The sequence below is a fragment of the Roseateles sp. GW821-FHT02E12 genome (assembly GCF_059421665.1).
The window spans coordinates 1281333-1303677 of record NZ_JBWKVK010000001.1 but is presented as its reverse complement, the minus strand read 5'-3'; the positions used below and the strand labels follow the sequence as shown (position 1 = coordinate 1303677).

Here is a 22345-nt window from a genome sequence, read left to right as displayed (position 1 = left end):
CAGGCGACAAGGGCCTGCGCGGCGTTGAGGTGGCTTAACTCAGCCGATTACTTTTCAACCTTGCCGCCGGCCTTGGTGCATTCGTCGGCCGACTTCTTGCTGACCCAGCCCTGGCCCTTGCAGCCGTTGTGGCCCTTGCAGTCGCTCTTGGCGGTCTTGCACTCGGAGGTGCCCTTGCAGCCGTTCACGCCGGAACACTTGACCATGCCGTCAGCGGCCATGGCGGTCGTGGGCACGGCGGTGGCGAACAGGGCGGCGGCGGCGGCGGCAATGCCCAGGCCGGTCTTGAGGGATGCGTTCATGTGGAGTCTCCAGAAGAAAGAAAGTGGATGAGATCGGGTATCACCACAGGTCGATTCCGGAGGGGCCCCGACATCGACTTGCCAGCTTGCGTCGGAATGACCCTTCGAGTCCTTACAGCCAGCCGGCAGATTCTGATTACCTGACGTTATGACTGCAATGGCGCGTGGCATTCGTCATGCCCCGGTGCCAGCCGCTAGAGTCCGTCAGCTTGCGCTTCCATTCCCCATGCTGAACACCGAAACCCCAAGTACCCGGCACCCCGACCTGGATACCTACGCCACGCCAGCGTTGCTGGATGCATTCATCGACGACCAGACCGCCGCCGTCGCAGCCGTCAAGGCCGCCGCGCCGCAACTCGCCGCTGCGGTGGACGCCGCGCTGCCCCGCATCCGCGCCGGCGGGCGGTTGCTGTATGCCGGTGCCGGCACCTCCGGCCGGCTGGGCGTGCTGGACAGTGTGGAGCTCTACCCCACCTTCTCCTGGCCGCGCGAGCGGGCCGTCGCCGTCATCGCCGGCGGCCAGGGCGCGATGTTCGTGGCCGTCGAGGGCGCCGAGGACGACCGTGCCCAGGGCGCCGCTGACCTGAACGCGCTCAACCCCGGCCCCAACGACGTGGCCCTGCTGCTGGCAGCAAGCGGCGGTACGCCCTATGTGCTGGGCGCCATCGAAGCCGCGCGGGCGGCCGGTGCGCTGACCATCGGCTTCGCCAACAACCCTGGCGCGCCCGTCACGCAGCAGGCCGAGATCGGCGTCGTGCTGGACACCGGCCCCGAGGTCATCTCCGGCAGCACGCGGCTCAAGGCCGGCACGTCGCAGAAGATCGCGCTGAACACCTTCTCGTCGGCGTTGATGGTGAGGCTCAACAAGGTCTACGGCAACCTGATGGTGGACCTGAAGGCAACCAACGTGAAGCTCGTCAAGCGGGCCGTGGCGCTCACCGTGCGCGCCAGCGGCGCCAGCGAGGCGGATGCGCAAGCCGCGCTGGCGCAGTGCGATCACCATGTGAAGACGGCGCTGGTGATGCTCAAGCGCGGCGTGAGTGCGGACGAAGCACGCGCGCTGCTCGACGCCGCTGACGGCAGCGTCGGCCGGGCATTGGCTGCGTGAGCGCGGCTCAACGTTCGCCTTGGGCGTGGATCCCCACGCTCTACTTCGCGCAGGGCATCCCTTACGTCGTCGTCATGACGCTGTCGGTGGTGCTCTACAAGAACCTCGGTATCTCCAACACCGACATCGCGCTCTACACGAGCTGGCTCTACCTGCCGTGGGTCATCAAGCCGCTGTGGTCGCCGCTGGCCGAGCTGTTCGGCACCAAGCGGCTCTGGGTCGCGGTGCTGCAGTTCTTCGTCGGCGCGGCGCTGGCCGGCGTGGCGCTGACCATCCCCACCGACAAGGTCTTCCAGCTGTCGCTGGCCGTGTTCTGGCTGATGGCCTTCGCGTCCGCCTCGCACGACATCGCGGCCGACGGCTACTACATGCTGGCCTTGCCGCAGCACAGCCAAGCGGCCTTCGTCGGTGTGCGCTCGACCTTCTACCGCCTGGCCAACATCGGCGGCCAGGGCGGCCTGGTCTATCTGGCCGGTGAGCTGACGGAGCGCACCGGCAGCGTCGTGAAGGCCTGGACCGTCGTGTTCTGGCTGCTCGGCTGCCTGTTCGTATTGCTGGCCCTGTGGCACGCGGCCATGCTGCCGCGGCCCGCGGCGGATGTGCGTGGCCCGGGTCGCAGCGCGGCGCGTGGCCTCGCAGCGGAGTTCTTCGCCGTGTTCGCGAGCTTCTTCAAGAAGCCCGGCATCGCCGTCGTGCTCGGCTTCCTGCTGCTGTACCGCTTCCCCGAGGCGCAGCTGCTCAAGCTCGCCTCGCCCTTCCTGCTCGACCCCGTCGACAAGGGCGGCCTGGGCCTGTCGACCAAGGCCGTCGGCATCGCCTACGGCACGGTGGGCCTGACGGCGCTGACGCTGGGCGGCCTGGCTGGCGGCTGGGTCATCTCCCGCATCGGCCTGAAGCGCGCGCTGTGGCCGCTGGTGCTGGCCATGCATGTGCCCAACGTGGCCTTCCTGCTGCTGGCGCTGACACACCCGACCAGCCTTGCCGTCATCAGCGCCGCGCTGGCCGTCGAGCAGTTCGGCTACGGCCTCGGCTTCACGGCCTACCTGATGTACATGATCCACGTGGCCGACGGCCCGCAGAAGACCGCGCACTACGCCATCTGCACCGGCTTCATGGCCCTCGGGATGATGATCCCGGGCATGTGGAGCGGCTGGCTGCAGGACCACATCGGCTACGTGCCCTTCTTCGGCTGGGTGCTGGTGGCCACGCTGCCGAGCTTTGTAATGGCGGCGCTGATCAAGGTGCCCGACGGCTTCGGCAAGAAGCAAGCATGAACACGCGCATCCTCAGCCTGGACGCTTTCCGCGGCTTCGCGATCGCGGCGATGCTGCTCGTCAATAACCCGGGCGACTGGGGCAACGTCTACGCACCGCTGCTGCATGCCAAGTGGAATGGCTGGACCTTCACCGACTGGGTCTTCCCCTTCTTCGTCTTCATCAGCGGCATGGCGATGACGATCAGCCTCGCGCGCCGCGCCCAGGCCGGGGCCGACAAGACGGCCCTGTTGCTGGGCACCTCGCGGCGGGCGCTGGTCATCATCGGCATCGGCCTGCTGCTCAACCTGATCCCGAGCTTCAACTTCGAGACGCTGCGCATCCCCGGCGTGCTGCAGCGCCTGGGCCTGTGCACGCTGGCCGCGGCGCCCATCGTCATCTGGTGCAACGCACGCGGTGTGGCGCTGTGGGCGGTGCTGTTGATGGCGATCTACACCCTGATGCAGCTCTGCCTGCCGGTGCCTGATGCGGACGGCATCGTCCACATCGGCCTGCTGGAGCCGGGCAAAGATGCCGGTGCCTGGCTGGACCGCCTGTTGCTGAACGGCCACCTTTGGAAGCAGGCCAAGACCTGGGACCCCGAAGGTTTGCTGTCCACGCTGCCCGCCGTGTCATCGCAACTGCTGGGCGTGCTGGCCGGCTATGTGCTCGCGTCGAAGAAGCAGCCCGCCGAGAAGACCATGACCTGGGTGCTCTACGGCCTCGCCGCGCTGTGGCTGGGCCAGGTGCTGGACGCCTGGCTGATGCCCATCAACAAGTCGTTGTGGACACCGTCCTACGTCTTCGCGATGGCCGGCTGGGCGCTGATCGTTTTCGCCGTCTTCTACTGGCTGCTGGACGCCATGCCGCAACCGCTGGCCCGCGAACGCTGGGTACGGCTGCTGCAGCCGCTGGTCGTCTTCGGCATGAACGCCCTCTTCCTGTTTGCGCTGTCGGGCCTCCTGGCCAAGGCGCTCTACACGATCAAGTTCGCCGATGGGCGCACGCTAGGCCGCGCCTTGTACGCGCCACTGCGCGACTCGGGCCTCGCGCCCGCAAACGCCTCCCTGCTGCACGCCATCGCCTTCGTGCTTGTGATGTACGCGGTGGCCTGGGTCATGTACCGCAAGCACTGGTTCGTGAAAGTCTGATGCCATGAAACGCCGTGATCTTCTGAGCCTCGCCAGCGTCCCTCTGCTCGCTGCCTGCGCCACGCCGCCTGCACCGGCACCCATGCCGCCCAGTGAAGCCGCACTCGCGCCCGCTCCCCCGGCTTCAACGCCTGCCACTGCCGCGGCCCTGCCTCCTGCGCCGCCGCGCGAATGGCGCGCCGCCTGGATCGCCACCGTCGCCAACATCGACTGGCCCAGCAAGCCCGGCCTGAGCACCGAGGCCCAGCAAGCCGAAATCAAGGCGCTGTGCGACACCGCCGTGCGCATCGGCCTCAACGCGCTGATCCTGCAGGTGCGCACCAGCGCCGACGCCCTCTACGACTCCAAGCTCGAACCCTGGAGCGAATACCTGACCGGCACCCAGGGCCAGCACCCTGGCTACGACCCGCTGGCCGTCTGGCTGGCCGAGGCCCGCGCCCGCGGCCTGGAGCTGCACGCCTGGATCAACCCCTATCGCGCCCGGCACAGCACGGCCAAGTCCGCCCTGGCCGAAAGCCACATCGGCCGCAGCCGCGATTGGGTCAAGCGCTATGGCGACCAGCTCTGGATGGACCCCGGCGAGCCCGCCGCCGCCGAGCAGACCCTGGCCGTCGCGCGCGACATCCTGAGCCGCTACGCCGTCGACGGCATCCACATCGACGACTACTTCTATCCCTACCCCATCACCGACCCCGCCACCAAGCAGGAGGTCGACTTCCCCGACGAGCCGAGCTGGCAGCGCTACACGGCCAAGGGTGGGTCCCTGGGCCGCCACGACTGGCGCCGCTACAACGTCAACACGCTGGTGCAGCGCCTGTACGCGCTGGCCCATGAAGTGCGGCCCGGCACGCGCGTGGGCATCAGCCCCTTCGGCATTCCCAAGCCCGCCGCGCGGCCGGCCGGCATCAACGGTTTCAGCCAGTACGACAAGCTCTATGCCGACGTCGAGCTGTGGCTGCGCGAGGGCTGGCTGGACTATCTCGCGCCCCAGCTCTACTGGCCCAGGGCGCAGACGGCGCAGGCCTTCGAGCCTCTGCTGCAGGCCTGGCGCGCGTCCAACCCCTTGGGCCGGCCCATCCACCCGGGCCTGTTCACCAGCCGCATCGACGCCAGCGAGAGAAGCTGGCAACCCGATGAGGTGCTGGCCCAGATCGACAGCATCCGGCGCCTGTCGCCGGGCAGCGGCCACATCCACTTCAGCATGGCGGCGCTGTCGCAGAACCGCAAGGGCATTGCCGACGCCTTGCGCAGCGGGCCCTACGCAGCGCCCTGAGCGCCTGGCTCAGAACGCGTAGGCCTGCTTGCGCAGTTGCACCTCGTAGCCGCGGTCGCTGGTGCTCAGCGTCGACGCGGTGCTCTTCACGCGCAGATAGACCGCCATCGTCTTGCCCGTCGCGTTGAAGTAGTTGACCTCGGTCTTGCCGTTGACGATGGCGGCGGCCTTGATCAGCTTGCCGCTGGCGTCCAGCAGCTCCATCGTCGCGTTGAAGGGGAAGATATCCAGCAGCGTCGGCGGGTCAATCGTCAGCGTGGTCTGCAGCGTCGTCGAGGCGCCCAGGTTGATCGAGTAGATGTCGACGTTCAGCGGCATGGACGGCTGCAGCGTGCCGCGCACCCGCGCCGGGAACACGTTCAGGTACTGGGCCTGGGCCTGCGTGTCGTTAGGCTCCCTCTCCAAGCGAAAGCCCCGCGCCGCGATGATGGCCTGCTCGGCATCGACGATGCCGGCACCACAACCCGTGCAGCTGCCCGGGAAGGCGCGCGCGGTGGAGCGCATCAGAGAGACCATGTCCGACGGCAGCACCGTCGAGTTGGCGGCCGCCATCAGCGCGGCCACGCCAGCGACATGAGGCGCCGCCATCGACGTGCCGCGCAGCAGGCTGTAGCCGTCGGCCACCGGGCCGCTCATGCCGGTGTTGGACAGCGACAGCACATTGCCATAGGTCGCGTCACCGCCGGGCGCCGCGATGTCCACCATGTCGCCGTAGTTGGAATAGCTGGAGCGCGCGCCGACCTTGTTGGTCGCGGCCACGGCCACCACACGCTTGCAGTTGGCCGGGGACTGCTTGGCGACGTCCTGGTTGTCGTTGCCGGCCGCGACGACGATCACCGCCCCCTTGTCGTAGGCGTAGTTGATGGCCGACTGCGTGATGCTGGCGCAGGCCGACTCGCCGCCCAGCGACAGGTTCAGGATCCGCGCCGGGTTGGCGTTGGCCGGCACGCCGGCCACCGAGCCGCCCACGGCCCAGACGATGCCGTCGGCGATGTCCGACGTGGCGCCGCCGCACTTGCCCAGCACGCGCACCGGCACGATCTTGGCCTTGGGCGCCACGCCGGTGACGCCCAGCGCGTTGTTGCCCACGGCGGCGATGGTGCCGGCGACATGGGTGCCGTGCCAGCTGCTGTTCTGGGCCGGCTTGTCCGCGCCGCATTGGTTGGCGGTGACGTTGTCGCCGGGGTCGCTGGCGTTGGTGTCGCGGCCGCCGCCGTCGCCGGCGCGGGTGCTGTCGGTGATGAAGTCATAGCCCGGCAGCAGATTGGGCGCGATGTCGGCATGCGCCAGCACGCCGGTGTCCAGCACCGCCACGCGCACGCCGAGGCCCATACCGATGTCCCAGGCCTTGGGTGCGTTGACGCCGCCGGTCGGGTCGCTCATGTCCCACTGTTGGACCCAGCCGGGGTCGTTGGGCGTGAAGGTGGGCTGCATGACGTGGTCGATCTCGACGGACTCGATGCTCGGGTCGGACAGCTGGATGTCGCGCGCCAGCTGGGCCAGCGCACGGGCCGGCACGCGCTGGGCGAGGCGGATGACGCGATGGCCGAGGGCGCTCTCGCGGTCGAAGTCGACGCGGTGGCCGCGCGCCTCGCTCATGGCGCGAAAGCCCTGCAGCGCGGCCTTGGCAGCCACCGGCGTGCGCGCGCCGTCGCGGAACTTGATGATGAGGCCGGCGGCCTGGGGCTCGGCGCGGCTCATCGCGACCTGGGACTGGGCCTCGGTGACGGCCGGGTTCAGGCCCAGCAGAGTGGCGGCGATGAGGCTCAGGGCGAAGGTCTTGCGGGTGGATTGCATGGGAAGGGCTCCGTATAAAGAACCTCCATGCTCGACAGCGCCGGTTGCAACCCCGCTTCAACCGCACGGACGTTTGGTTTCGTTTGTTGCGCCGTGCTGCCCCTAGCTTGCAGGCGCCATGGGCCGGTGTCACGCCAGCTTCACGACGCCCACCTAGCGTGGCCACCGTCCACCCAAAGGATTTCCATGCACCGCACCCTCACCCGCCTCGCACTGATCGCGTTGGCCGCCGCCAGCCTGCCCGCCATGGCTCACGACCGCGAGCGCGAAGGCATTGCCAGCGTGCAGCTCGGCCCGCGCCCCTTCTTCCTCGTCAACGACATGCCCGAGGGCGCGCTCAAGAAGCGCCTGCAGCATTGCGCCGCCTCGCGCGAGAGCTATCGCCCCACGCTGTTCTCCATCGGCCACCGCGGCGCGGCGCTGCAGTTCCCCGAGCACACCAAGGAGAGCTACGAGGCGGCCGCTCGCATGGGTGCCGGCATCGTCGAGTGCGACGTGACCTTCACCAAGGACAAGGAACTGGTCTGCCGCCACGCGCAGAACGACCTGCACACGACGACCAACATCCTCACCACGCCGCTGGCGAGCAAATGCGTCAAGCCCTTCACGCCGGCCGCCTTCGACGCCGCCGGCACGCTGGTGGCACCGGCCGCCGCCGAATGCCGCACCAGTGAGCTGACGCTGGCCGAGTTCAAGACCCTGCGCGGCAAGATGGACGCCTTCAATCCGCGCGGCCGCACGGCGGCTGAATACATGGCCGGCACGCCCAACTGGCGCACCGACCTCTATGCCGGCCCCACCAGCGGCACGCTGCTGACGCTGAAGGAGGCCATCAGCCTGTTCAAGAAGCTCGACGTGAAGATGACACCCGAGCTCAAGGCGCCGAGCGTGGCCATGCCCTTCGATGGCTTCACCCAGGCCGCCTACGCGCAGAAGATGCTCGATGAGCACAAGGCCGCCGGCGTGCCGGCACGCGACGTTTGGGCGCAGAGCTTCAGCAAGGACGACATCCTCTACTGGGTCAAGAACGAGCCCGCCTTCGGCCGCCAGGCCGTTTTCCTCGACGGCGCCGCCACGGCAGCCGACCTGCCCACCGCCGAGCAGCTCAAGGCCTACCGCGCCGCGGGCATCCGCATCGTCGCGCCGCCGCTGTTCGCGCTGCTGGCGGCCGACACCAGCGGCAACCTCCTGCCCTCGCAGTACGCGCGCAATGCCAAGGCCGCCGGCCTGGACATCATCACCTGGTCGTTGGAACGCAGCGGCATCCTGGCCGACGGCAACAACGGCTCCTACTACCAGACCTTCGACAGCGCCATCACCCGCGAGGGCGACATGTTCCGCACGCTGGACGTGCTGGCCCAGGACATCGGCGTGATCGGCGTGTTCTCCGACTGGCCGGCTACCGTCAGCTTCTACGCCAACTGCACTGGGCAAAAATAGCCTGGCTCAACCCGGGCTGCGCGCCAGCATCAGGTGATAGCTGCCGCGCAGGCCGGCTTCCTCGAAGCCGCAGGCCGCGTACATGCGCCGCGCGGGGTTCTCGGGGTGAACGGTCAGCGCCACCTGCGCGTGGCCGGCCCGCCACGCGGCGTCGAGTGACGCCTCCATCAGCAGCTTGCCGATGCCCTGGCGCTGGAAAGCCGGCCACAGCCCAATGCCCAGCTGCGGCGTGGAGGCATCCACCGACGCCAGGCCCACGCCTTCAGGCAGCACGCGCATCCAGCAGGCGCCCGCGTCCGCGCCATTGCGCACGGCCACGAGGCCGATGTCGCCGGGCCGGCCCCAGTCATCGGCATAGATGCGCACGCCCGGGTCGTCCAGCACCTCACGCGGGCGCAGCGGCGCGGGCGGCGGGTCCCACAGCGCGATGTGCAGCCAGTCCCACAGCGTGGACTGGTCCTGCGGGAACAGAGGTCGGAAGTTCAGCATGGCCTGGAGCCTAACGGTACGGTCGGTCACCAACCTTAGGTCATGTCGGTCACGCCGCCAACAGCTTCGTCGCAGCGGCCATCGCGGCCTCGTCCTTCAGCACGTCGCCAGGCCTGCTGCCGTCGCCCAGCACGACGCCGCCCCAGCGCATCTGCATGTACTCGGCGCTGAAGCGCAGGCTGTCCACCAGCGGCGCCGCGAGATGCGGTTCGTCGCCGCTGCTGGTGGCGCAGACGACATACATCGCCTTGCCCGCCATGCGCGGCTTGAAGTCCAGGCCGGGCACGCGCATGAAGGCGCTCCAGTGATCGAGGTAGAGCTTCAGCGGCGCCGGCAGGCTGTACCAGTACAGCGGCGCGGCGACGAGGAGGTCGGTGGCCCACAGCGTGTCATCGAGCAGGCCCGCCAGGCTGCCCGTCGGCGCGGGGTACTGGCCGGTGCCGCTGTGGCGGATGTCTTCGAAAGGCGGCAGGGCCAGCTCGGCCAGGCGCTGCCAGCGCACCTCGGCGCCGGCCGGCAGGCCATCCACGGCGGCACGCGCCATCAGCTCGGCATTGCCATCGGCACGGGTGCTGGAGAGCAGGACGAGAACGCGGCGGGCGGTGGGGTCGGTCATGGCGGCGGGCAGGCTTGATGAGGCACAACATCATGGCCGCGCCACGAACGGCCTGCCCGCCTCGGGTCATTCGCTGCGCGGACCGCCTGCGCCGCGACCCTCCCGTGCGCTGCGTCGCCGTTCAGCCGCGGCTGCGGCGCGCGACCGCACCGGCGGCAAGCAGCGCGGCGGCCACCAGCCCCAGTGAGGCCGGCTCAGGCAGGCCCGTGGGCGTCGTGACGAGCTGCAGCGAGGTCGTCATCGTGAAGTTCGAGCCGGTGGTGTGGCGCTCGGCCTGGAAGACGTCGAGCGAATAGTTGTTGCCATCGACCAGGCCGAAGGTGGCCGCGATGGTGTTCAGGTTCACCGCCCCGCCCTGGGGGCCGTGCACGCCACCGAGGTCGATCGCCAGCATGCCGTTGATGAAGACGAAGACATCGTCGTCGCCGGTGAAGCTGAAGGTGTCGTTGCTGGCCGTCGAGTAGCCGAAGGTGGTGTGGAACTCGGTCGTGAAACCGTAGTTGTGGCCGCAGCACGACGACTGGTTGAGCAGGGCGCCGTCGGCCGGGAAATAGGAACCGCTGCTGAACTGGCGCAGGCCGCCGCCGATGTCGTTCAGCGTGATGGTGGTCGAGCCGGTGCGGTTGACGCTCAGGTCGTCGTGGTACCACTGGTAGAAGGAGGCTGCGCTCTGGACACTCCAGTGCGCGCCGCCGGCGTAGACCGGCTTGCCATCAACGCCCAGCGTCGTGGCGACGATGCCAAGATCACTGCCGCAACAAGGCCCTTCGAAGTCAGGGTGCCCGGCCACGCCATTGAAGACGGTGCCAGCGGCATTGAAGTCTCGGACCGTGCCCGTCAGCGTGATCGGTGCCGCCTGCACAAGCAGCGGCAGGGCCAGGGCGGCAGCCGCGAGAAAGAGAGACAGCAGTCTGCGCATGATGTTCTCCTCCGTGTAGATGATCATCAAGAAGCAAAGTTGATGCCTTGCCCATCATTTCTTTGCAAATCAAGCGCTTGGCCAAGCTGCCGGCTGCCCGGGTGGCCAGATTGTCAAGTCGCCCGACACCGGCTGGCGCAGCTCAGCCCCCCAGCCCTGATGCATGGGTGATCGGCGCCAGCCTCGGCACCTCGTCGTCGGTCCACAGCCGGAAGTGGGCGACGAAGTGCTGGCCCGAGCCGTCCTCCAGGCCGAAGCTGCCGCTGTTGCCCGGCGCCACGTCCAGCGTCATCTGCAGGCCGGCCAGGTAGTCGCACTGGGCCTCGCTGGCGTAGACCGGCACGCCGCACACCTCGCCCAACTGGCGGTCGCCGGCGTTCAGCTTGAGCTCGTGCACGGCAAAGCACATCGGCGCGCTGCCGGCGCAGCAGCCGTGCGATTGGTAGAACAGCAGCTCGCCGTGCTGGCGCTTCAGCTGCTGGATCAACGCCTGCGCGGCCTCGGTGGCCTGCACGCGGGGGAGGGATGCGGTCATGGCGATGCCTCACAAAAAAGGGCGGCCGAGGCCGCCCCTTGCTTGCCGATCGCGGTAGCGATCAGAAGAAGCCCAATGCGTTCGGGCTGTAGCTGACCAGCAGGTTCTTGGTCTGCTGGTAGTGGTCGAGCATGGCCTTGTGGGTCTCACGCCCGATGCCGGACTCCTTGTAGCCACCGAAGGCGGCGTGCGCCGGGTAGGCGTGGTAGCAATTGGTCCAGACGCGGCCGGCCTGGATGGCCCGGCCCATGCGGTAGGCGCGGCTGCCGTCTCGGCTCCACACGCCGGCGCCCAAGCCGTAGACGGTGTCGTTGGCGATGGCCAGCGCCTCGGCCTCGGTCTTGAAGGTGGTCACGGCCAGCACGGGGCCGAAGATCTCCTCGCGGAAGATGCGCATGTTGTTGTTGCCCTGGAAGAGCGTCGGCTGGATGTAGTAGCCGCCCGCCAGGTCGCCACCCAGCTGGGCGCGGTCGCCACCGATCAGCACCTTGGCGCCCTCTTCCTTGCCCAGCGCCAGGTAGGTCTGGATCTTGTCCATCTGCATGGCTGAGGCCTGGGCGCCCATCATGGTGTCGGTGTCGAGCGGGTTGCCCTGCTTGATGGCGGCCACACGCTTGAGTGCACGCTCCATGAACTTGTCGTAGATGCTTTCCTGGATCAGCGCGCGGCTGGGGCAGGTGCAGACCTCGCCCTGGTTGAACGCGAACAGCACCAGGCCTTCGATGGCCTTGTCCAGGAAGGCGTCGTCCTCGGCCATCACATCCTCGAAGAAGATGTTGGGGCTCTTGCCGCCCAGCTCCAGCGTGGCCGGGATCAGGTTGCTGGCCGCGGCCTGCGCGATGACCTTGCCGGTGGCGGTGGAGCCGGTGAAGGCGATCTTGGCGATGCGCTTGCTGTTGGCCAGCGGCATGCCGGCTTCGCGGCCGAAGCCGTTGACGATGTTCAGCACGCCCGGCGGCAGCAGGTCGGCGATCAGCTCGGCCAGCACCAGGATGCTGACCGGCGTGCTCTCCGCCGGCTTGAGCACGACGCAGTTGCCCGCGCCGAGTGCCGGTGCCAGCTTCCAAGCCGCCATCAGGATGGGGAAGTTCCACGGAATGATCTGGCCCACCACGCCCAGCGGTTCCTGGAAGTGATACGCGATGGTGTTGCCGTCGATCTCGCTCAGCGCGCCTTCCTGCGCACGCACGCAGCCGGCGAAGTAGCGGAAGTGATCCACCGTCAGCGGGATGTCGGCGTTCAGCGTCTCGCGGATGGGCTTGCCGTTGTCCACCGCTTCGGCGTAGGCCAGCAGCTCCAGGTTCTGCTCGATGCGATCGGCAATCCTCAGCAAGGTGTTGGCCCGCTCGGCCGGCGGCGTGGCGGCCCACTTGGCGGCCGCCGCGTGGGCGGCGTCCAGTGCCAGCTCGATGTCGGCGGCGCTTGAGCGCGCGGCCTGGGTGTAGGCGCGGCCATTGATCGGCGAGATCACATCGAAGTACTGGCCCTCGACCGGCGGCACGAACTTGCCGCCGATGAAGTTGTCGTAGCGAGGCTTGTAGGCGATCTTGGCGCCGGCAGCGCCGGGGGCGGCGTAAACAGTCATGGCTTGTCTCCTGCGATTGCGGTTGGGGCAGGCCCATCAACGCAGAACCCGTGCCAACCCGCCGCAGGCGTGCCAACGCCTATTGCACGGCTTTAAGCCCAGGGAAATCACCCGCCGGCCGTTGCAGGCTGGAGCAGTTCGGCACAGGACGGCACAGCGCGCCACGCACGTGTTTCGGCACACCCGCCGGCAGTGTTCCAGGCACCCGTTGTCACAGTGCTGCGCAGCCTGCTCATGGCACTGACACCCCCTTCGGTGGAACCCTGAGCCCACGCGCCGGCAAGCCCTGCAACTGCTCCATCCCGCCGCGAAAACCGGGCGAATTCAATTGGCATGGAGCTTGCGCTTTGGGTGGCTGTCCGCCCGCCGCCTTGGCACGGCGGTGCAGATCCAACATACAGGAGACAACACCATGCAACTCAAGCCTCTCGCCGCTTTGATGTCCTTGGGCCTCGGCCTCGTGGCCGCCGGCGGCGCCACCGCCGCCGTGACCGACCAGATGATCGAAGCATCGTCCAAGTCCGGCCAGGAAGTGCTGTCCTGGGGCCTGGGCACGCAGGGCCAGCGCCACTCGACGCTCAAGCAGGTCAACGTGGGCAACGTGGCCAAGCTGGCGCCCGTCTGGGCCTTCTCCTTCGGCGGCGAGAAGCAGCGCGGCCAGGAGTCGCAGCCGCTGATCCACAACGGCAAGATGTTCGTGACGGCCTCCTACTCGCGCATCTTTGCGCTGGACGCCGCCACCGGCCAGAAGCTGTGGAAGTACGAGCACCGCCTGCCCGAGGGCATCATGCCCTGCTGCGACGTCGTCAACCGCGGCGCGGCCCTGTTCGACAACCTCGTCATCTTCGCCACGCTGGACGCCCAGATCGTGGCCCTGGACCAGACCACCGGCGACGTGGTCTGGAAGGAGAAGATCGACGACTACGCTGCCGGCTACTCGGCCACGGCTGCGCCCATCATTGCCCAGGGCCTGCTGCTGACCGGCGTGTCGGGCGGCGAGTTCGGCGTGGTGGGCCGCGTCGAGGCGCGCGACCCGCGCACCGGCAAGATGGTCTGGACCCGCCCGACGGTGGAAGGCCACATGGGCTACACCTGGGACAAGGCCGGCGTGAAGCACGAGAACGGCATCTCCGGCACGCAGGGCAAGAGCTGGCCCGGCGACCTGTGGAAGACCGGCGGCGCGGCCACCTGGCTGGGCGGCACCTACGACCCCAAGACCGGCCTGGCCTATTTCGGCACCGGCAACCCGGCGCCGTGGAACAGCCACCTGCGCCAGGGTGACAACCTGTTCTCCTGCGCCACCGTCGCCATCGACGTGAAGACCGGCCAGATCAAGTGGCACTACCAGGGCACGCCCAACGACGGCTGGGACTTCGACGGCGTCAACGAGTTCATCACCTTCGACCAGGACGGCAAGCGCATGGGCGCCAAGGCCGACCGCAACGGCTTCTTCTACGTGCTGGACGCCACCAACGGCCAGCTCGCCAACGCCTTCCCCTTCGTCAAGAAGATCAGCTGGGCCACCGGCATCGACCTGAAGACCGGCCGCCCGAACTTCGTGCCCGAGAACCGCCCCGGCGACCCGACCACCGCGGCCGATGGCAAGAAGGGCAACTCGGTGTTCTCGTCGCCGTCCTTCCTGGGCGGCAAGAACCAGATGCCGATGGCCTACAGCCCGGACACCAAGCTCTTCTACGTGCCGGCCAACGAATGGGGCATGGAAATCTGGAACGAGCCCATCGCCTACAAGAAGGGCGCCGCCTACCTGGGCGCGGGCTTCACCATCAAGACGCTGAACGACGACTACATCGGCGCCATGCGCGCGGTCGACCCCAAGACCGGCAAGATCGTCTGGGAAGTGAAGAACAGCGCGCCGCTGTGGGGTGGCGTGCTGACCACCGCCGGCAACCTCGTGTTCTGGGGCACGCCGGAAGGCTGGCTCAAGGCCGCGGACGCCAAGACCGGCAAGATCGTCTGGCAGTTCCAAACCGGCTCGGGCGTCGTCGCGCCGCCGGTGTCCTGGCAGCAGAACGGCGAGCAGTACATCAGCGTCGTCTCGGGCTGGGGCGGTGCCGTGCCGCTGTGGGGAGGTGACGTGGCCAAGAAGGTCAATTACCTGGAGCAGGGCGGCATGGTCTGGGTGTTCAAGCTCCCCAAGTAAGCCGTCCATTCAGTACCGAAGGCGCCGGCCCGCGCAGGCTGGCCGGCGCCTTGTTCATGTCCCGAGGCCTCCATGCACCCCACCCGCCGCATCTTCATCTTCCAGGCCACCACGGCCTGCCTGGCCTGCCCGGCCGTGGCCCAGACGGTCCCCGTCGACGAGGCCAGCGAAACCGCCGTCGCCCTCGGCTACAAGCACGACACCACCAAGGTCGATGCCGCCAAGTACCCCAAGCACCAGGCCAGCCAGCACTGCGCCAACTGCCAGTTCTGGCAGGCCAAGCCCACCGACGCCTGGAGCGGCTGCTCGATGTTCGGCCGCAAGGCCCAGGTGGCGAAGAACGGCTGGTGCGTAGCCTGGGTCAAGACCCCAGGTTGAACTCAGCGTCGAGCAACCCGCGGCGCAGCGCCAGGTGCGCCATAGCCGCGGTGCTGGCCAGCCCCAACTTCTCGCGAATCTGCGTCTGCAGGTTGGAGACGGTCTTGGGGCTCAGGTGCAGCGTGCCGGCGCAGTCGGCCGGCGTCAGGCCTTGAGCCAGCAGGCGAAACACCTCGAACTCGCGGTCGCTTAAACGCTCCAGCCCATCCGGGTCGCCCGGCGGCAGCGGCTGCAGCCAATGTGCCGGCAGCGAGGTGCACAGATGGCGCCGGCCCGCCATCACGCGGGCCGCGGCGTCCAGCAGCTCCTGCGGTGCACCGCTCTTGCTCACATAGCCGCGCGCCCCCATCGCGAAGGCCCGTCTCACCATCGCCTCGCCCTCGTGCATGCTGAACACCAGCACGCGCACGCCGGCGTCGCGCTCCATCAGCTGGCGCAGCAACTCCAGCCCGCCGCGCCCGGGCAGGCCCAGGTCCGTGATGGTCAGCTCGGGCTGGTGCTCGCGGTGCAGGTCCAGCGCCTCGTCCACCGAGCCCGCCTGGGCCACCACGCGCCAGCTGCCGTCCATCTCCAGCAGGCGCTGGTAGCCCGCGCGCACAACGGGGTGGTCGTCAACCAGCAGCAGCCGCGTCATGGCCGGCCTCGGGTTGGCAGCCACAGCTCGACGCGCGTGCCCTTGCCCGGCGCGCTGCTCACCGTCAGCCGGCCGCCCAGGGCCGCCGCGCGTTCGCGCGCGCCGAGCAGGCCCAGACCCGCGGTCTCGGCCGCGGCGTCGAAGCCCAGGCCATCGTCATGCACGCTCAACTGCACGGCGTCGGGCATCGACGCGAGCTGCACCGCCACCGCCGTGGCGTGCGCATGACGCAGCGCGTTGGACAGCGCCTCCTGCGCGACGCGGTAGACAGCCATGTCGATGTCCTCGCCAAAGCTGGCCACCTCGGCACCGCTGGCGCTGAAGCGGCAGGCGGGCCAGGCGCGCTGGGCGCACAGCACCTGCAGCGCGGCGCTCAAGCCGAGGGCGTCGAGGTCGGCCGGGCGCAGTTGGCGCAGCAGGCGGCGCACGCCTTGCTGCAGGCTCTCGGCACTGGCGGCGGCGCGGTGTGCGGCGGCCACGGCCTGGGTCAGCTCGGTGCAGCGCTCGGCCACGGCCGCCTCGAAACGGATGGCCGTGCAGTGCTGGGCCAGCTCGTCGTGCAGCTCACGCGCCAGCGCCTGGCGCTCGCTCTCCTGCACGGCAATGAGCTGGCGGGCCAGCTCGCGGTTCTGCTGCAGCAGCCGCGCCGCCTCGCGGTGGCGGCGCCAGGCCTGCCAGGCCAACCCCACGGTCATCACGGTCAAGGCCAGCGGCAGCTCGTCCATCTGCCAGGCCTCGTAGCGGTCCAGGGCCGCGCTCAGTTTCTCCTGCCACTGCCCGAGGCTGCCCAGCACGAAGACGGCCAGCGTCGTGCCGCTCACCCAGAGCAGGTCGCGCCGCGCGAAGAGCCTCACTGCCAGGCCTCCAGCTCGAGCGTGCGCGAGCCGCCCACCAGCATCGGCGACGTGGACGGCTCGCTGCGCTCCAGCTTCACGAGGCCCACGCCGCGGCAATACCACTCCACGCTGTGGAGCGGCTGGTCCTTGAAGCCGCTGATGGGGTCGACGAAGACGCGCACCGTGGCGCTGCCGCGCACGCGCAGGCAGGGCGAGAACTTGCCCGCCGCCACCTGCACCTCGTCGGCCACGGCCTCGATCTGGTAGGTCATGGGGATATTGGGGTGGCTGTGCTTGAGCTCGCGTGGGTACTCCTGCGTGCGCATCAGCAGATAGGTCGTCGTGGGCGCCTGCCATTGCGTGCCCACCACGAAGGGCGCCTTCAGCACGAAGCGGCCCGGCGCGTCGGCCACGGGGTCGGCCTGCATGTCGCTCTTGATGGCCACGCGGTAGACGCCGCTGTCGTCGGCACGCAGCCAGTAGTTGATGCCGCTGTCGCTGCGGCGCTGCCAGGCGGGCTTGTCGTCCAGGATGAGCGTGCTGCGGCCGAGCGTGCGCAGCGTGAGGCTCTCGCGCTCCGAGGTGTCGGCACCGCTGCGCGTGGTGACGGTGTAGGTCCAGCGATGGCCGGCCTCCAACGGAAACCAGGCCTCGTTGCCCGCGCTGGGCGAGCGGCCACAGCCGGCGAGGGCGATCAGGGTCAACAGCAGGCAGCGGCGCATGCTCACTTCTCCGGCAGTTGGGGTAAGGGCATGTCGCGCAGCTTCACCTGCTGCTCATCGCTGCCCGGGCGCAGCCAGGCCAGGCCCTTGCGGCCCACCTTGGGCTCGGCCGTGCCGAGCTGGGCGATGCCGTTGCGCACCTTTTTCAAGCCCTCGTTCAGCAGGCCGTGCAGGTCCTTGCTGTAGGGCAACAGGTAGGCGCGCGGCTGGGCGGCGGGCTTGCCGTCTTCCACCGCGTGGACCCACACGTAGAGCGCCCCGTCGCGCTTCGGCCCGGGCTCCTCGATGACGGCGGCCAGCAGCACGAAGCGCTCGGGCAATGGGTCGCCACTGGGCCAGCCCCACAGCGTGTGGATGGCCCCCTCGGCATAGAAGTAGAAGGCGCTCACGCCCACCACCAGCAGGCCGCGCAGCCAGGCGGGCCAGCGCGATTGCAGCAGGGCCAGGGCGCACAGCAGCAGCAGTGCGGCAAAGCTGAGGATGATGGGAAGCGTCATATCGAGTTCAGGGGCGTTGCATCAGGCTCTTGGGGAGCGTGTTGACGTTGACGACGCTGCCATCGGGCAGCATCGTGAAGCGCACGGCGGTGGCCTCGTCGCCCTGGCGGGCGAGCTTGACCGTGCCGTAGAAAACGACGTCCGCGCGCGGGTTGACCTTGATGACCGTGACGGTCACCGGCACCGGCTGGCCGTCGTGCGACTGGTAGTACTGCACGTTGACGACGTGCTCGCCCGGCACCAGGCCGCGCAGCGTCACCACCTCCTGGCGGAACGGGCTCTGGATGCGCTGGCCGTTGACGATGGTGGCGGCGTTGGCGTCACCCCGGTCGTCGCGGTCCAGGTACATCAGCCCCGCCTCGCGCTGGCGGAACCACACCAGGTTGCCGCCGGGGTCCTGCACCCAGGTGTCGATGTCGTTGGGGCTGTTGTCGGGCCAGGCGACGTTGATGAGGTACTCGGCCTTGGACGGCACGTCGCCGGCCTTGGTGGCGCGCGGGTTCATCGCCAGCAGCGCCACGATGAAGCAGAAGACGAAGCCGATCAGCAGGTTGAACAGCATGTCGTAGAACGGGTCGACCTCCGCCTCCCGCGAGCCTCGGCGCGAGCGGCGTGTCACACGGAATCCTTCACGAGCGCGGCGCGCTGGATGTCGGCAACGAGCACATCGGCGAAGCGGTCCAGCCGCGTGAGCTGCAGGCCCAGCAGGATGTTGCCCACCAGGCCCACCATCGTCGTCAGCAGCGCAACGCCCAGGCCGGCGGTCAGGCTGCGCAGCAGCTCCTGCGACTGCGCGGGGTCGAAGCTCTGCAGCTTGCCGATGGTCAGCGCCAGCATCGAGAAGCCGATGACCTTGCCCAAGAGCCCCAGCTTGAGCTGGATGCCGTTGACCCACCAGGCCGTGCCGTGCGGGCCGTGGCTGTGCTCCAGCAGCAGGTCGGCGGCGGTGCCGGCATCACGCGAGAGCGCGGCGGCGTAGTCAGTGGCCCAGCAGCGTTCATCGGCGCGGGCCTGGCGCGGGTCGGCCAGCAGGGTGCGCTGGCGCTGCAGCTCGCGCGAGCGCTGGCCGCACCACAGCGTCGAACAGCCGAACACGGCAATGATGACCAGCGTCAGGCCGGTCGGGTCGGCCCCCAGCAGCAAGGCCCAGACGCCGCGCACGCCCAGCAGCCAGGTGCAGAAGGCGAGGCCCCCGCAGAGGGTCAGCCATTCCAGCCACAGCGGCTCGGCCGGGCGCGAGGGGGGTTGGGCGGCAGTCAGTGTGCTCACAGTTCAATCTCCATGCCGTCGTGCGCCACCTCGATGCCGTGGTCGGCCAGCTCGTGGCGCTGGGCGCTGCGGCGGTCGAGGATGGGGTTGCTGTGGTGGATGTGGGTGAGCACCTTGCGCGGCGCGCCGCTGGCCCGCAGCGCGTCGATCATCCCGGGGCGCTCGCCATGGCGGCTCTGCGGCAAGTGGCCCTTGTCGCTCGCGCTGACGGAGCCGACACCGGCCTCCTGCATGCCGTGCTCGGTCCAGAAGCTGCCGTCGACGACGACGCAGTCGGCCCGGCGCATCCAAGCCAGCTCGGGCTCGCCAACCTCGGCCAGCGCCGGTGATAGGAAGACGCGCCGGCCGGTGCGCAGGTCCTGCACCTGCAGCGCGATGCACTCGCCGGCCGCCTCGCCGCGCAGCCGCGCATGCCGTGGCGCACGCGCCGGCACGGCCACGGCAGCAAAGCTCAGCGCCGGGAAGCCCGGGATCTCGAACGCCGCGCTGCGCGTGTCGCCAGCGATGGGCAGCATGCGCCAGCGCACGCGGCAGTAGCTCTCCAGCACGTGCAGCAGCGGCAGCTCGGCCGTCAGGTCCTCGAACACCAGCGGCGTGGCGTACACCTCCAGCTCACGGCTCTCGCGCAAGCTGAGCAGCCCGGCCACGTGGTGCAGCCGCGAGTCCAGCAGCACGACGGCGCGGATGGGCGCGTCACCTGCATGGGCGGGCTGCAGCGCGGGCGTGTCGCGGATCTGCTGCAGCAGGTCGGGCGAAGCGTTGATGAGCAGCCAGCCCTCGCCGGGCCGGCCGTCCTGCGAGATGGCGATGGCGCTTTGCGTGCGCGCGCTGGCGTCGAGTTCACCGCGGCGCCAGCTGCTGCACAGCCGGCAGTGGCAGTTCCACAGCGGGAAGCCACCGCCCGCGCCGGAGCCGAGGACGAGGAGCTTCATGAGAAGCCGCGCAGAGGAAGACGGGGCATGGGAGCAAGGATTCAGCAGGTCGATGCACCCAGGGGTGCAAGACCCGTGCCTTGCCAAAAGGCCGGTGCAAGCGCCGTCAATCAGGGGTTTTGCTCCAGTTCGGCACAACGCGGCGCGGAGCCTCCCCGGGAAAGTCCCGGGCCTGCTTTGAGGCCCGGGAACAACGGTCAGTCGGCCGTGGGCGTGTTCCAGCGCAGCCGGCGGTAGATCGTGTTGCGGCTGATGCCCAGCTGCTTGGAGGCCAGCGAGATGTTGCCGCCCACGGCGTCCAGCGTGGCGCGGATCATGTCGATCTCAGCCTGCTCCAGCGTGCGCGCCGTAGTGGGTTCAGTGGCAGCCACTGCAGCCGTGGACGCCATCGTGGATGCCGGCGCCGGCAGCGCGGCATGCGGCTCGTAGGGCGGCCAGGCCGGCGCCAGCGCGGGGGCCGGCGCGGGGGCCAGGCCGCCCACGACGCGCTGCATGTCTTCGAGGAAGTCGTCCGACAGATGCGCCGTCGTCACCAGCCGCTCGCCGGCCGACATCACCGCCGCCGTGCGCAGCACGTTGGCCAGCTGGCGGATGTTGCCCGGCCACTGGTAGCGGCGGAACATGCCCAGCACCTGGGGGCTCAGCTCGGGGGTGTCCTGCGGGCGCTCGGCCTGCAGGATGCGGCGCACGATGGCTTCCACGTCGGTCCGTTCGCGCAGCGCCGGCAGGCGCAGGGCCAGGCCGTTGAGGCGGTAGTACAGGTCCTCGCGGAAGGTCTGGGCGGCGATCATCTCGCGCAGGTTGCGGTGGGTGGCGCCGATGACGGCGATGTCCACCGCGATGGACTTGGTGCTGCCCAGCGGCGTCACGCTGCGCTCCTGCAGCGCGCGCAGCAGGCGGGCCTGCAGCGGCAGCGGCATGTCGCCGATCTCGTCCAGGAACAGCGTGCCGCCGTTGGCCTGCACCAGCCGCCCCGGCGCGCCCTTGCGCCGCGCGCCGGTGAAGGCGCCTTCCTCGTAGCCGAACAGCTCGGCCTCAATGAGGCTCTCGGGGATGGACGCGCAGTTCACGGCCACGAAGGCCTGCCGTGCGCGGTTGGAATCGTGGTGCACCGCGCGGGCCAGCAACTCCTTGCCCGTGCCGGTCTCGCCCAGGATGAGCAGCGGGATGCCGCGGTCCAGCACGCGCTTGACCTTCTGGATGACGGTCTCCAGCTGCGGGTCACCGGTGCGCAGGTATTGCAGGCCAGAGAAGCGCTGGGCGCCGTTGGCCGTGGCCGCCATGTCCGCTGGCGGGGCCGACACGGCCGTGCTGGCAACGCTGCCGGCCCATTCGCCTTCGCGCAGGGAACTGGTGGCCGCTGAAGGCTCGCGCGCGTCCACCACGTCGGCCATCTCGGCATTCCGCAGGCCCGCCACCACCGGGCGCGAAGGCCAGTCGAAGCGCGCGCTGACGAACAGGCTCTGGCCCGTCGGCAGGCTCATCTGCATCGGCGGCGACAAGGGCATGCGGAAGTGGTCGTAGATGGCCGCCGGCGTCGTGCCCAGCAGGCTGCTCAGGCTGCGCATGCGCAGCTCGGCACCGCTGACGCCGAGCTGGTCCAGCGCGGCGCGGTTGGCGCCCAGCAGCCGGCCTTCCGGCGACACGACGAGGATGCCTTCCAGCAGCGTGCCGATGAACTCGGGCCGGCTGTGGAAGTGCAGGCGCAGGCGGTTGTTGTAGTCGTCCGAGAGCCAGTGGTTCTCGATCATGCGGGCCGACATGCGCACCAGCCCCATGGTGTGCTGGTGGTAGCCGCGGTGGTCGCCGGTCACGTCCAGCACGCCCAGCATGTTGCCGCGCGGGTCGAAGATCGGCGAGGCCGAGCAGGTCAGAAAGTTGTTGGCGTGGATGAAGTGCTCGCCGCCGTGGACCAGCGTCGGTGCTTCCTCAAAAAGCGCCGTGCCGATGGCGTTGGTGCCCTTGGCATGCTCGGCCCAGTTCTCGCCCGGCGCCAGCGCCACGCGGTGGGCGCGGGCCAGGAAGCTGTCGTCGCCCACGGCATGCAGGATGGTGCCCTGCGCGTCGGTCAGCATGATCATGCTTTCGGTGTTGACGATCTGCTCGTAGAGCAGTTGCATCACCGGTGCGGCGTGGGTGTACAGGCGTTGGTTGCGTTCGCGCGCGAGGTTGAGGTCGCTTCGGATCATCGGGTCCAGCCCGCTTTTCTCGTGGCGCTTCAGGCCCAGCGCTTCGCTGCGCTGGTGGCTGCGCTCGATGAACGCCTGTCGCGGCGGCGCCGGTGGCGCCGGGCTGCCCGGCGCTTCGGTCTCGATGGTGGGCATGAGAGGCTTTCGTTGGCCTGCCTCCACAGGCTTGTCTCCGGAGGCTGCGCGGTGCGGGCTCATGGCCACGCCGCGCGTCTTGATCTGCGGTCATCGTGTCCCAAACCGGCGGGGCTGTCCATCC

At 69.1% G+C, this 22345-nt stretch carries 22 protein-coding genes; 7 read left to right on the top strand and 15 right to left on the bottom strand.

The genetic code is table 11. The features are described 5' to 3' along the window. Positions 1 to 47: 47 nt before the first annotated feature. Positions 48 to 302, bottom strand: coding sequence for a BufA2 family periplasmic bufferin-type metallophore (gene bufA2 / locus AC07V5_RS06210; RefSeq protein ID WP_056200244.1), 255 nt, complete (start codon positions 300 to 302; stop codon positions 48 to 50). 226 nt (positions 303 to 528) lie between these two features. Between bufA2 and AC07V5_RS06205 the strand changes: the two genes are divergently transcribed. The 4 genes from AC07V5_RS06205 to AC07V5_RS06190 are packed head-to-tail and all read left to right on the top strand — an operon-like array spanning position 529 to position 5087. Beyond that, a complete protein-coding gene (locus AC07V5_RS06205; protein WP_495114761.1) occupies positions 529 to 1410 on the top strand; it encodes an N-acetylmuramic acid 6-phosphate etherase in 882 nt (293 codons plus the stop codon). Then, a complete protein-coding gene (locus AC07V5_RS06200) occupies positions 1407 to 2684 on the top strand; it encodes an MFS transporter (RefSeq protein WP_495114760.1) in 1278 nt (425 codons plus the stop codon). The genes AC07V5_RS06205 and AC07V5_RS06200 overlap by 4 nt, the downstream gene beginning before the upstream one ends. After that, positions 2681 to 3814: an acyltransferase family protein gene (locus AC07V5_RS06195; protein ID WP_495114759.1), complete on the top strand. Its 1134-nt coding sequence runs from the start codon at positions 2681 to 2683 to the stop codon at positions 3812 to 3814. Before AC07V5_RS06200 ends, AC07V5_RS06195 begins: the two co-directional genes overlap by 4 nt. 4 nt (positions 3815 to 3818) lie before the next feature. Further along, the gene (locus tag AC07V5_RS06190) at positions 3819 to 5087 is read left to right on the top strand and encodes a glycoside hydrolase family 10-like protein (protein WP_495114758.1); all 1269 of its coding nucleotides are present in this window, start codon (positions 3819 to 3821) and stop codon (positions 5085 to 5087) included. Between the two features lie 9 nt (positions 5088 to 5096). Here the strand turns inward: AC07V5_RS06190 and AC07V5_RS06185 are convergent, their stop codons facing one another. Beyond that, positions 5097 to 6884 (bottom strand): S8 family peptidase, encoded by a 1788-nt coding sequence (locus AC07V5_RS06185; protein WP_495114757.1) that lies wholly within the window; start codon positions 6882 to 6884, stop codon positions 5097 to 5099. A 186-nt stretch (positions 6885 to 7070) separates the two neighbouring features. Between AC07V5_RS06185 and AC07V5_RS06180 the strand changes: the two genes are divergently transcribed. After that, a complete protein-coding gene (locus AC07V5_RS06180) occupies positions 7071 to 8324 on the top strand; it encodes a glycerophosphodiester phosphodiesterase family protein (RefSeq protein ID WP_495114756.1) in 1254 nt (417 codons plus the stop codon). A 6-nt stretch (positions 8325 to 8330) separates the two neighbouring features. On the opposite strand, the gene AC07V5_RS06175 is transcribed toward AC07V5_RS06180, so the two are convergent. The 5 genes from AC07V5_RS06175 to exaC all read right to left on the bottom strand — a co-directional run bounded on the left by AC07V5_RS06175 (position 8331) and on the right by exaC (position 12468). Next, positions 8331 to 8813: a GNAT family N-acetyltransferase gene (locus tag AC07V5_RS06175; protein ID WP_495114755.1), complete on the bottom strand. Its 483-nt coding sequence runs from the start codon at positions 8811 to 8813 to the stop codon at positions 8331 to 8333. A 49-nt stretch (positions 8814 to 8862) separates the two neighbouring features. Continuing rightward, a complete protein-coding gene (locus AC07V5_RS06170; protein WP_495114754.1) occupies positions 8863 to 9429 on the bottom strand; it encodes a flavodoxin family protein in 567 nt (188 codons plus the stop codon). A 121-nt stretch (positions 9430 to 9550) separates the two neighbouring features. Continuing rightward, positions 9551 to 10348 (bottom strand): fibro-slime domain-containing protein, encoded by a 798-nt coding sequence (locus AC07V5_RS06165; protein WP_495114753.1) that lies wholly within the window; start codon positions 10346 to 10348, stop codon positions 9551 to 9553. 142 nt (positions 10349 to 10490) lie between these two features. Beyond that, positions 10491 to 10883: a DUF779 domain-containing protein gene (locus tag AC07V5_RS06160; protein WP_495114752.1), complete on the bottom strand. Its 393-nt coding sequence runs from the start codon at positions 10881 to 10883 to the stop codon at positions 10491 to 10493. Between the two features lie 61 nt (positions 10884 to 10944). After that, positions 10945 to 12468, bottom strand: a complete 1524-nt coding sequence (gene exaC / locus AC07V5_RS06155) for an acetaldehyde dehydrogenase ExaC (protein WP_495114751.1) — start codon at positions 12466 to 12468, stop codon at positions 10945 to 10947. A gap of 412 nt (positions 12469 to 12880) precedes the next feature. Between exaC and AC07V5_RS06150 the strand changes: the two genes are divergently transcribed. Next, entirely contained in the window at positions 12881 to 14629 is a 1749-nt protein-coding gene (locus AC07V5_RS06150; protein WP_495114750.1) for a PQQ-dependent methanol/ethanol family dehydrogenase, read from the top strand. A 72-nt stretch (positions 14630 to 14701) separates the two neighbouring features. Further along, positions 14702 to 15007: a high-potential iron-sulfur protein gene (locus AC07V5_RS06145; RefSeq protein WP_495114749.1), complete on the top strand. Its 306-nt coding sequence runs from the start codon at positions 14702 to 14704 to the stop codon at positions 15005 to 15007. Here the strand turns inward: AC07V5_RS06145 and AC07V5_RS06140 are convergent. From AC07V5_RS06140 to AC07V5_RS06105, 8 genes are all read right to left on the bottom strand, one after another. Then, positions 14991 to 15641 carry a response regulator gene (locus tag AC07V5_RS06140; protein WP_495114748.1) on the bottom strand — a complete coding sequence of 217 codons (651 nt, stop codon included), beginning with the start codon at positions 15639 to 15641 and terminating at the stop codon, positions 14991 to 14993. The genes AC07V5_RS06145 and AC07V5_RS06140 overlap by 17 nt on opposite strands. Beyond that, complete coding sequence (locus AC07V5_RS06135) at positions 15638 to 16495, bottom strand: ATP-binding protein (RefSeq protein ID WP_495114747.1); 858 nt, start codon at positions 16493 to 16495, stop codon at positions 15638 to 15640. Before AC07V5_RS06135 ends, AC07V5_RS06140 begins: the two co-directional genes overlap by 4 nt. Then, positions 16492 to 17199 (bottom strand): hypothetical protein, encoded by a 708-nt coding sequence (locus AC07V5_RS06130; protein WP_495114746.1) that lies wholly within the window; start codon positions 17197 to 17199, stop codon positions 16492 to 16494. Before AC07V5_RS06130 ends, AC07V5_RS06135 begins: the two co-directional genes overlap by 4 nt. A 2-nt stretch (positions 17200 to 17201) precedes the next feature. After that, a complete protein-coding gene (locus AC07V5_RS06125) occupies positions 17202 to 17696 on the bottom strand; it encodes a hypothetical protein (RefSeq protein WP_495114745.1) in 495 nt (164 codons plus the stop codon). A gap of 7 nt (positions 17697 to 17703) precedes the next feature. Then, a complete protein-coding gene (locus AC07V5_RS06120; protein WP_495114744.1) occupies positions 17704 to 18315 on the bottom strand; it encodes a hypothetical protein in 612 nt (203 codons plus the stop codon). Then, complete coding sequence (locus tag AC07V5_RS06115; protein WP_495114743.1) at positions 18312 to 18965, bottom strand: hypothetical protein; 654 nt, start codon at positions 18963 to 18965, stop codon at positions 18312 to 18314. Before AC07V5_RS06115 ends, AC07V5_RS06120 begins: the two co-directional genes overlap by 4 nt. Continuing rightward, positions 18962 to 19897 carry a pyrroloquinoline quinone biosynthesis protein PqqB gene (gene pqqB / locus AC07V5_RS06110; RefSeq protein WP_495114742.1) on the bottom strand — a complete coding sequence of 312 codons (936 nt, stop codon included), beginning with the start codon at positions 19895 to 19897 and terminating at the stop codon, positions 18962 to 18964. Before pqqB ends, AC07V5_RS06115 begins: the two co-directional genes overlap by 4 nt. Positions 19898 to 20094: 197 nt before the next feature. After that, positions 20095 to 22221: a sigma-54-dependent Fis family transcriptional regulator gene (locus AC07V5_RS06105; protein WP_495114741.1), complete on the bottom strand. Its 2127-nt coding sequence runs from the start codon at positions 22219 to 22221 to the stop codon at positions 20095 to 20097. Positions 22222 to 22345 lie beyond the last annotated feature (124 nt).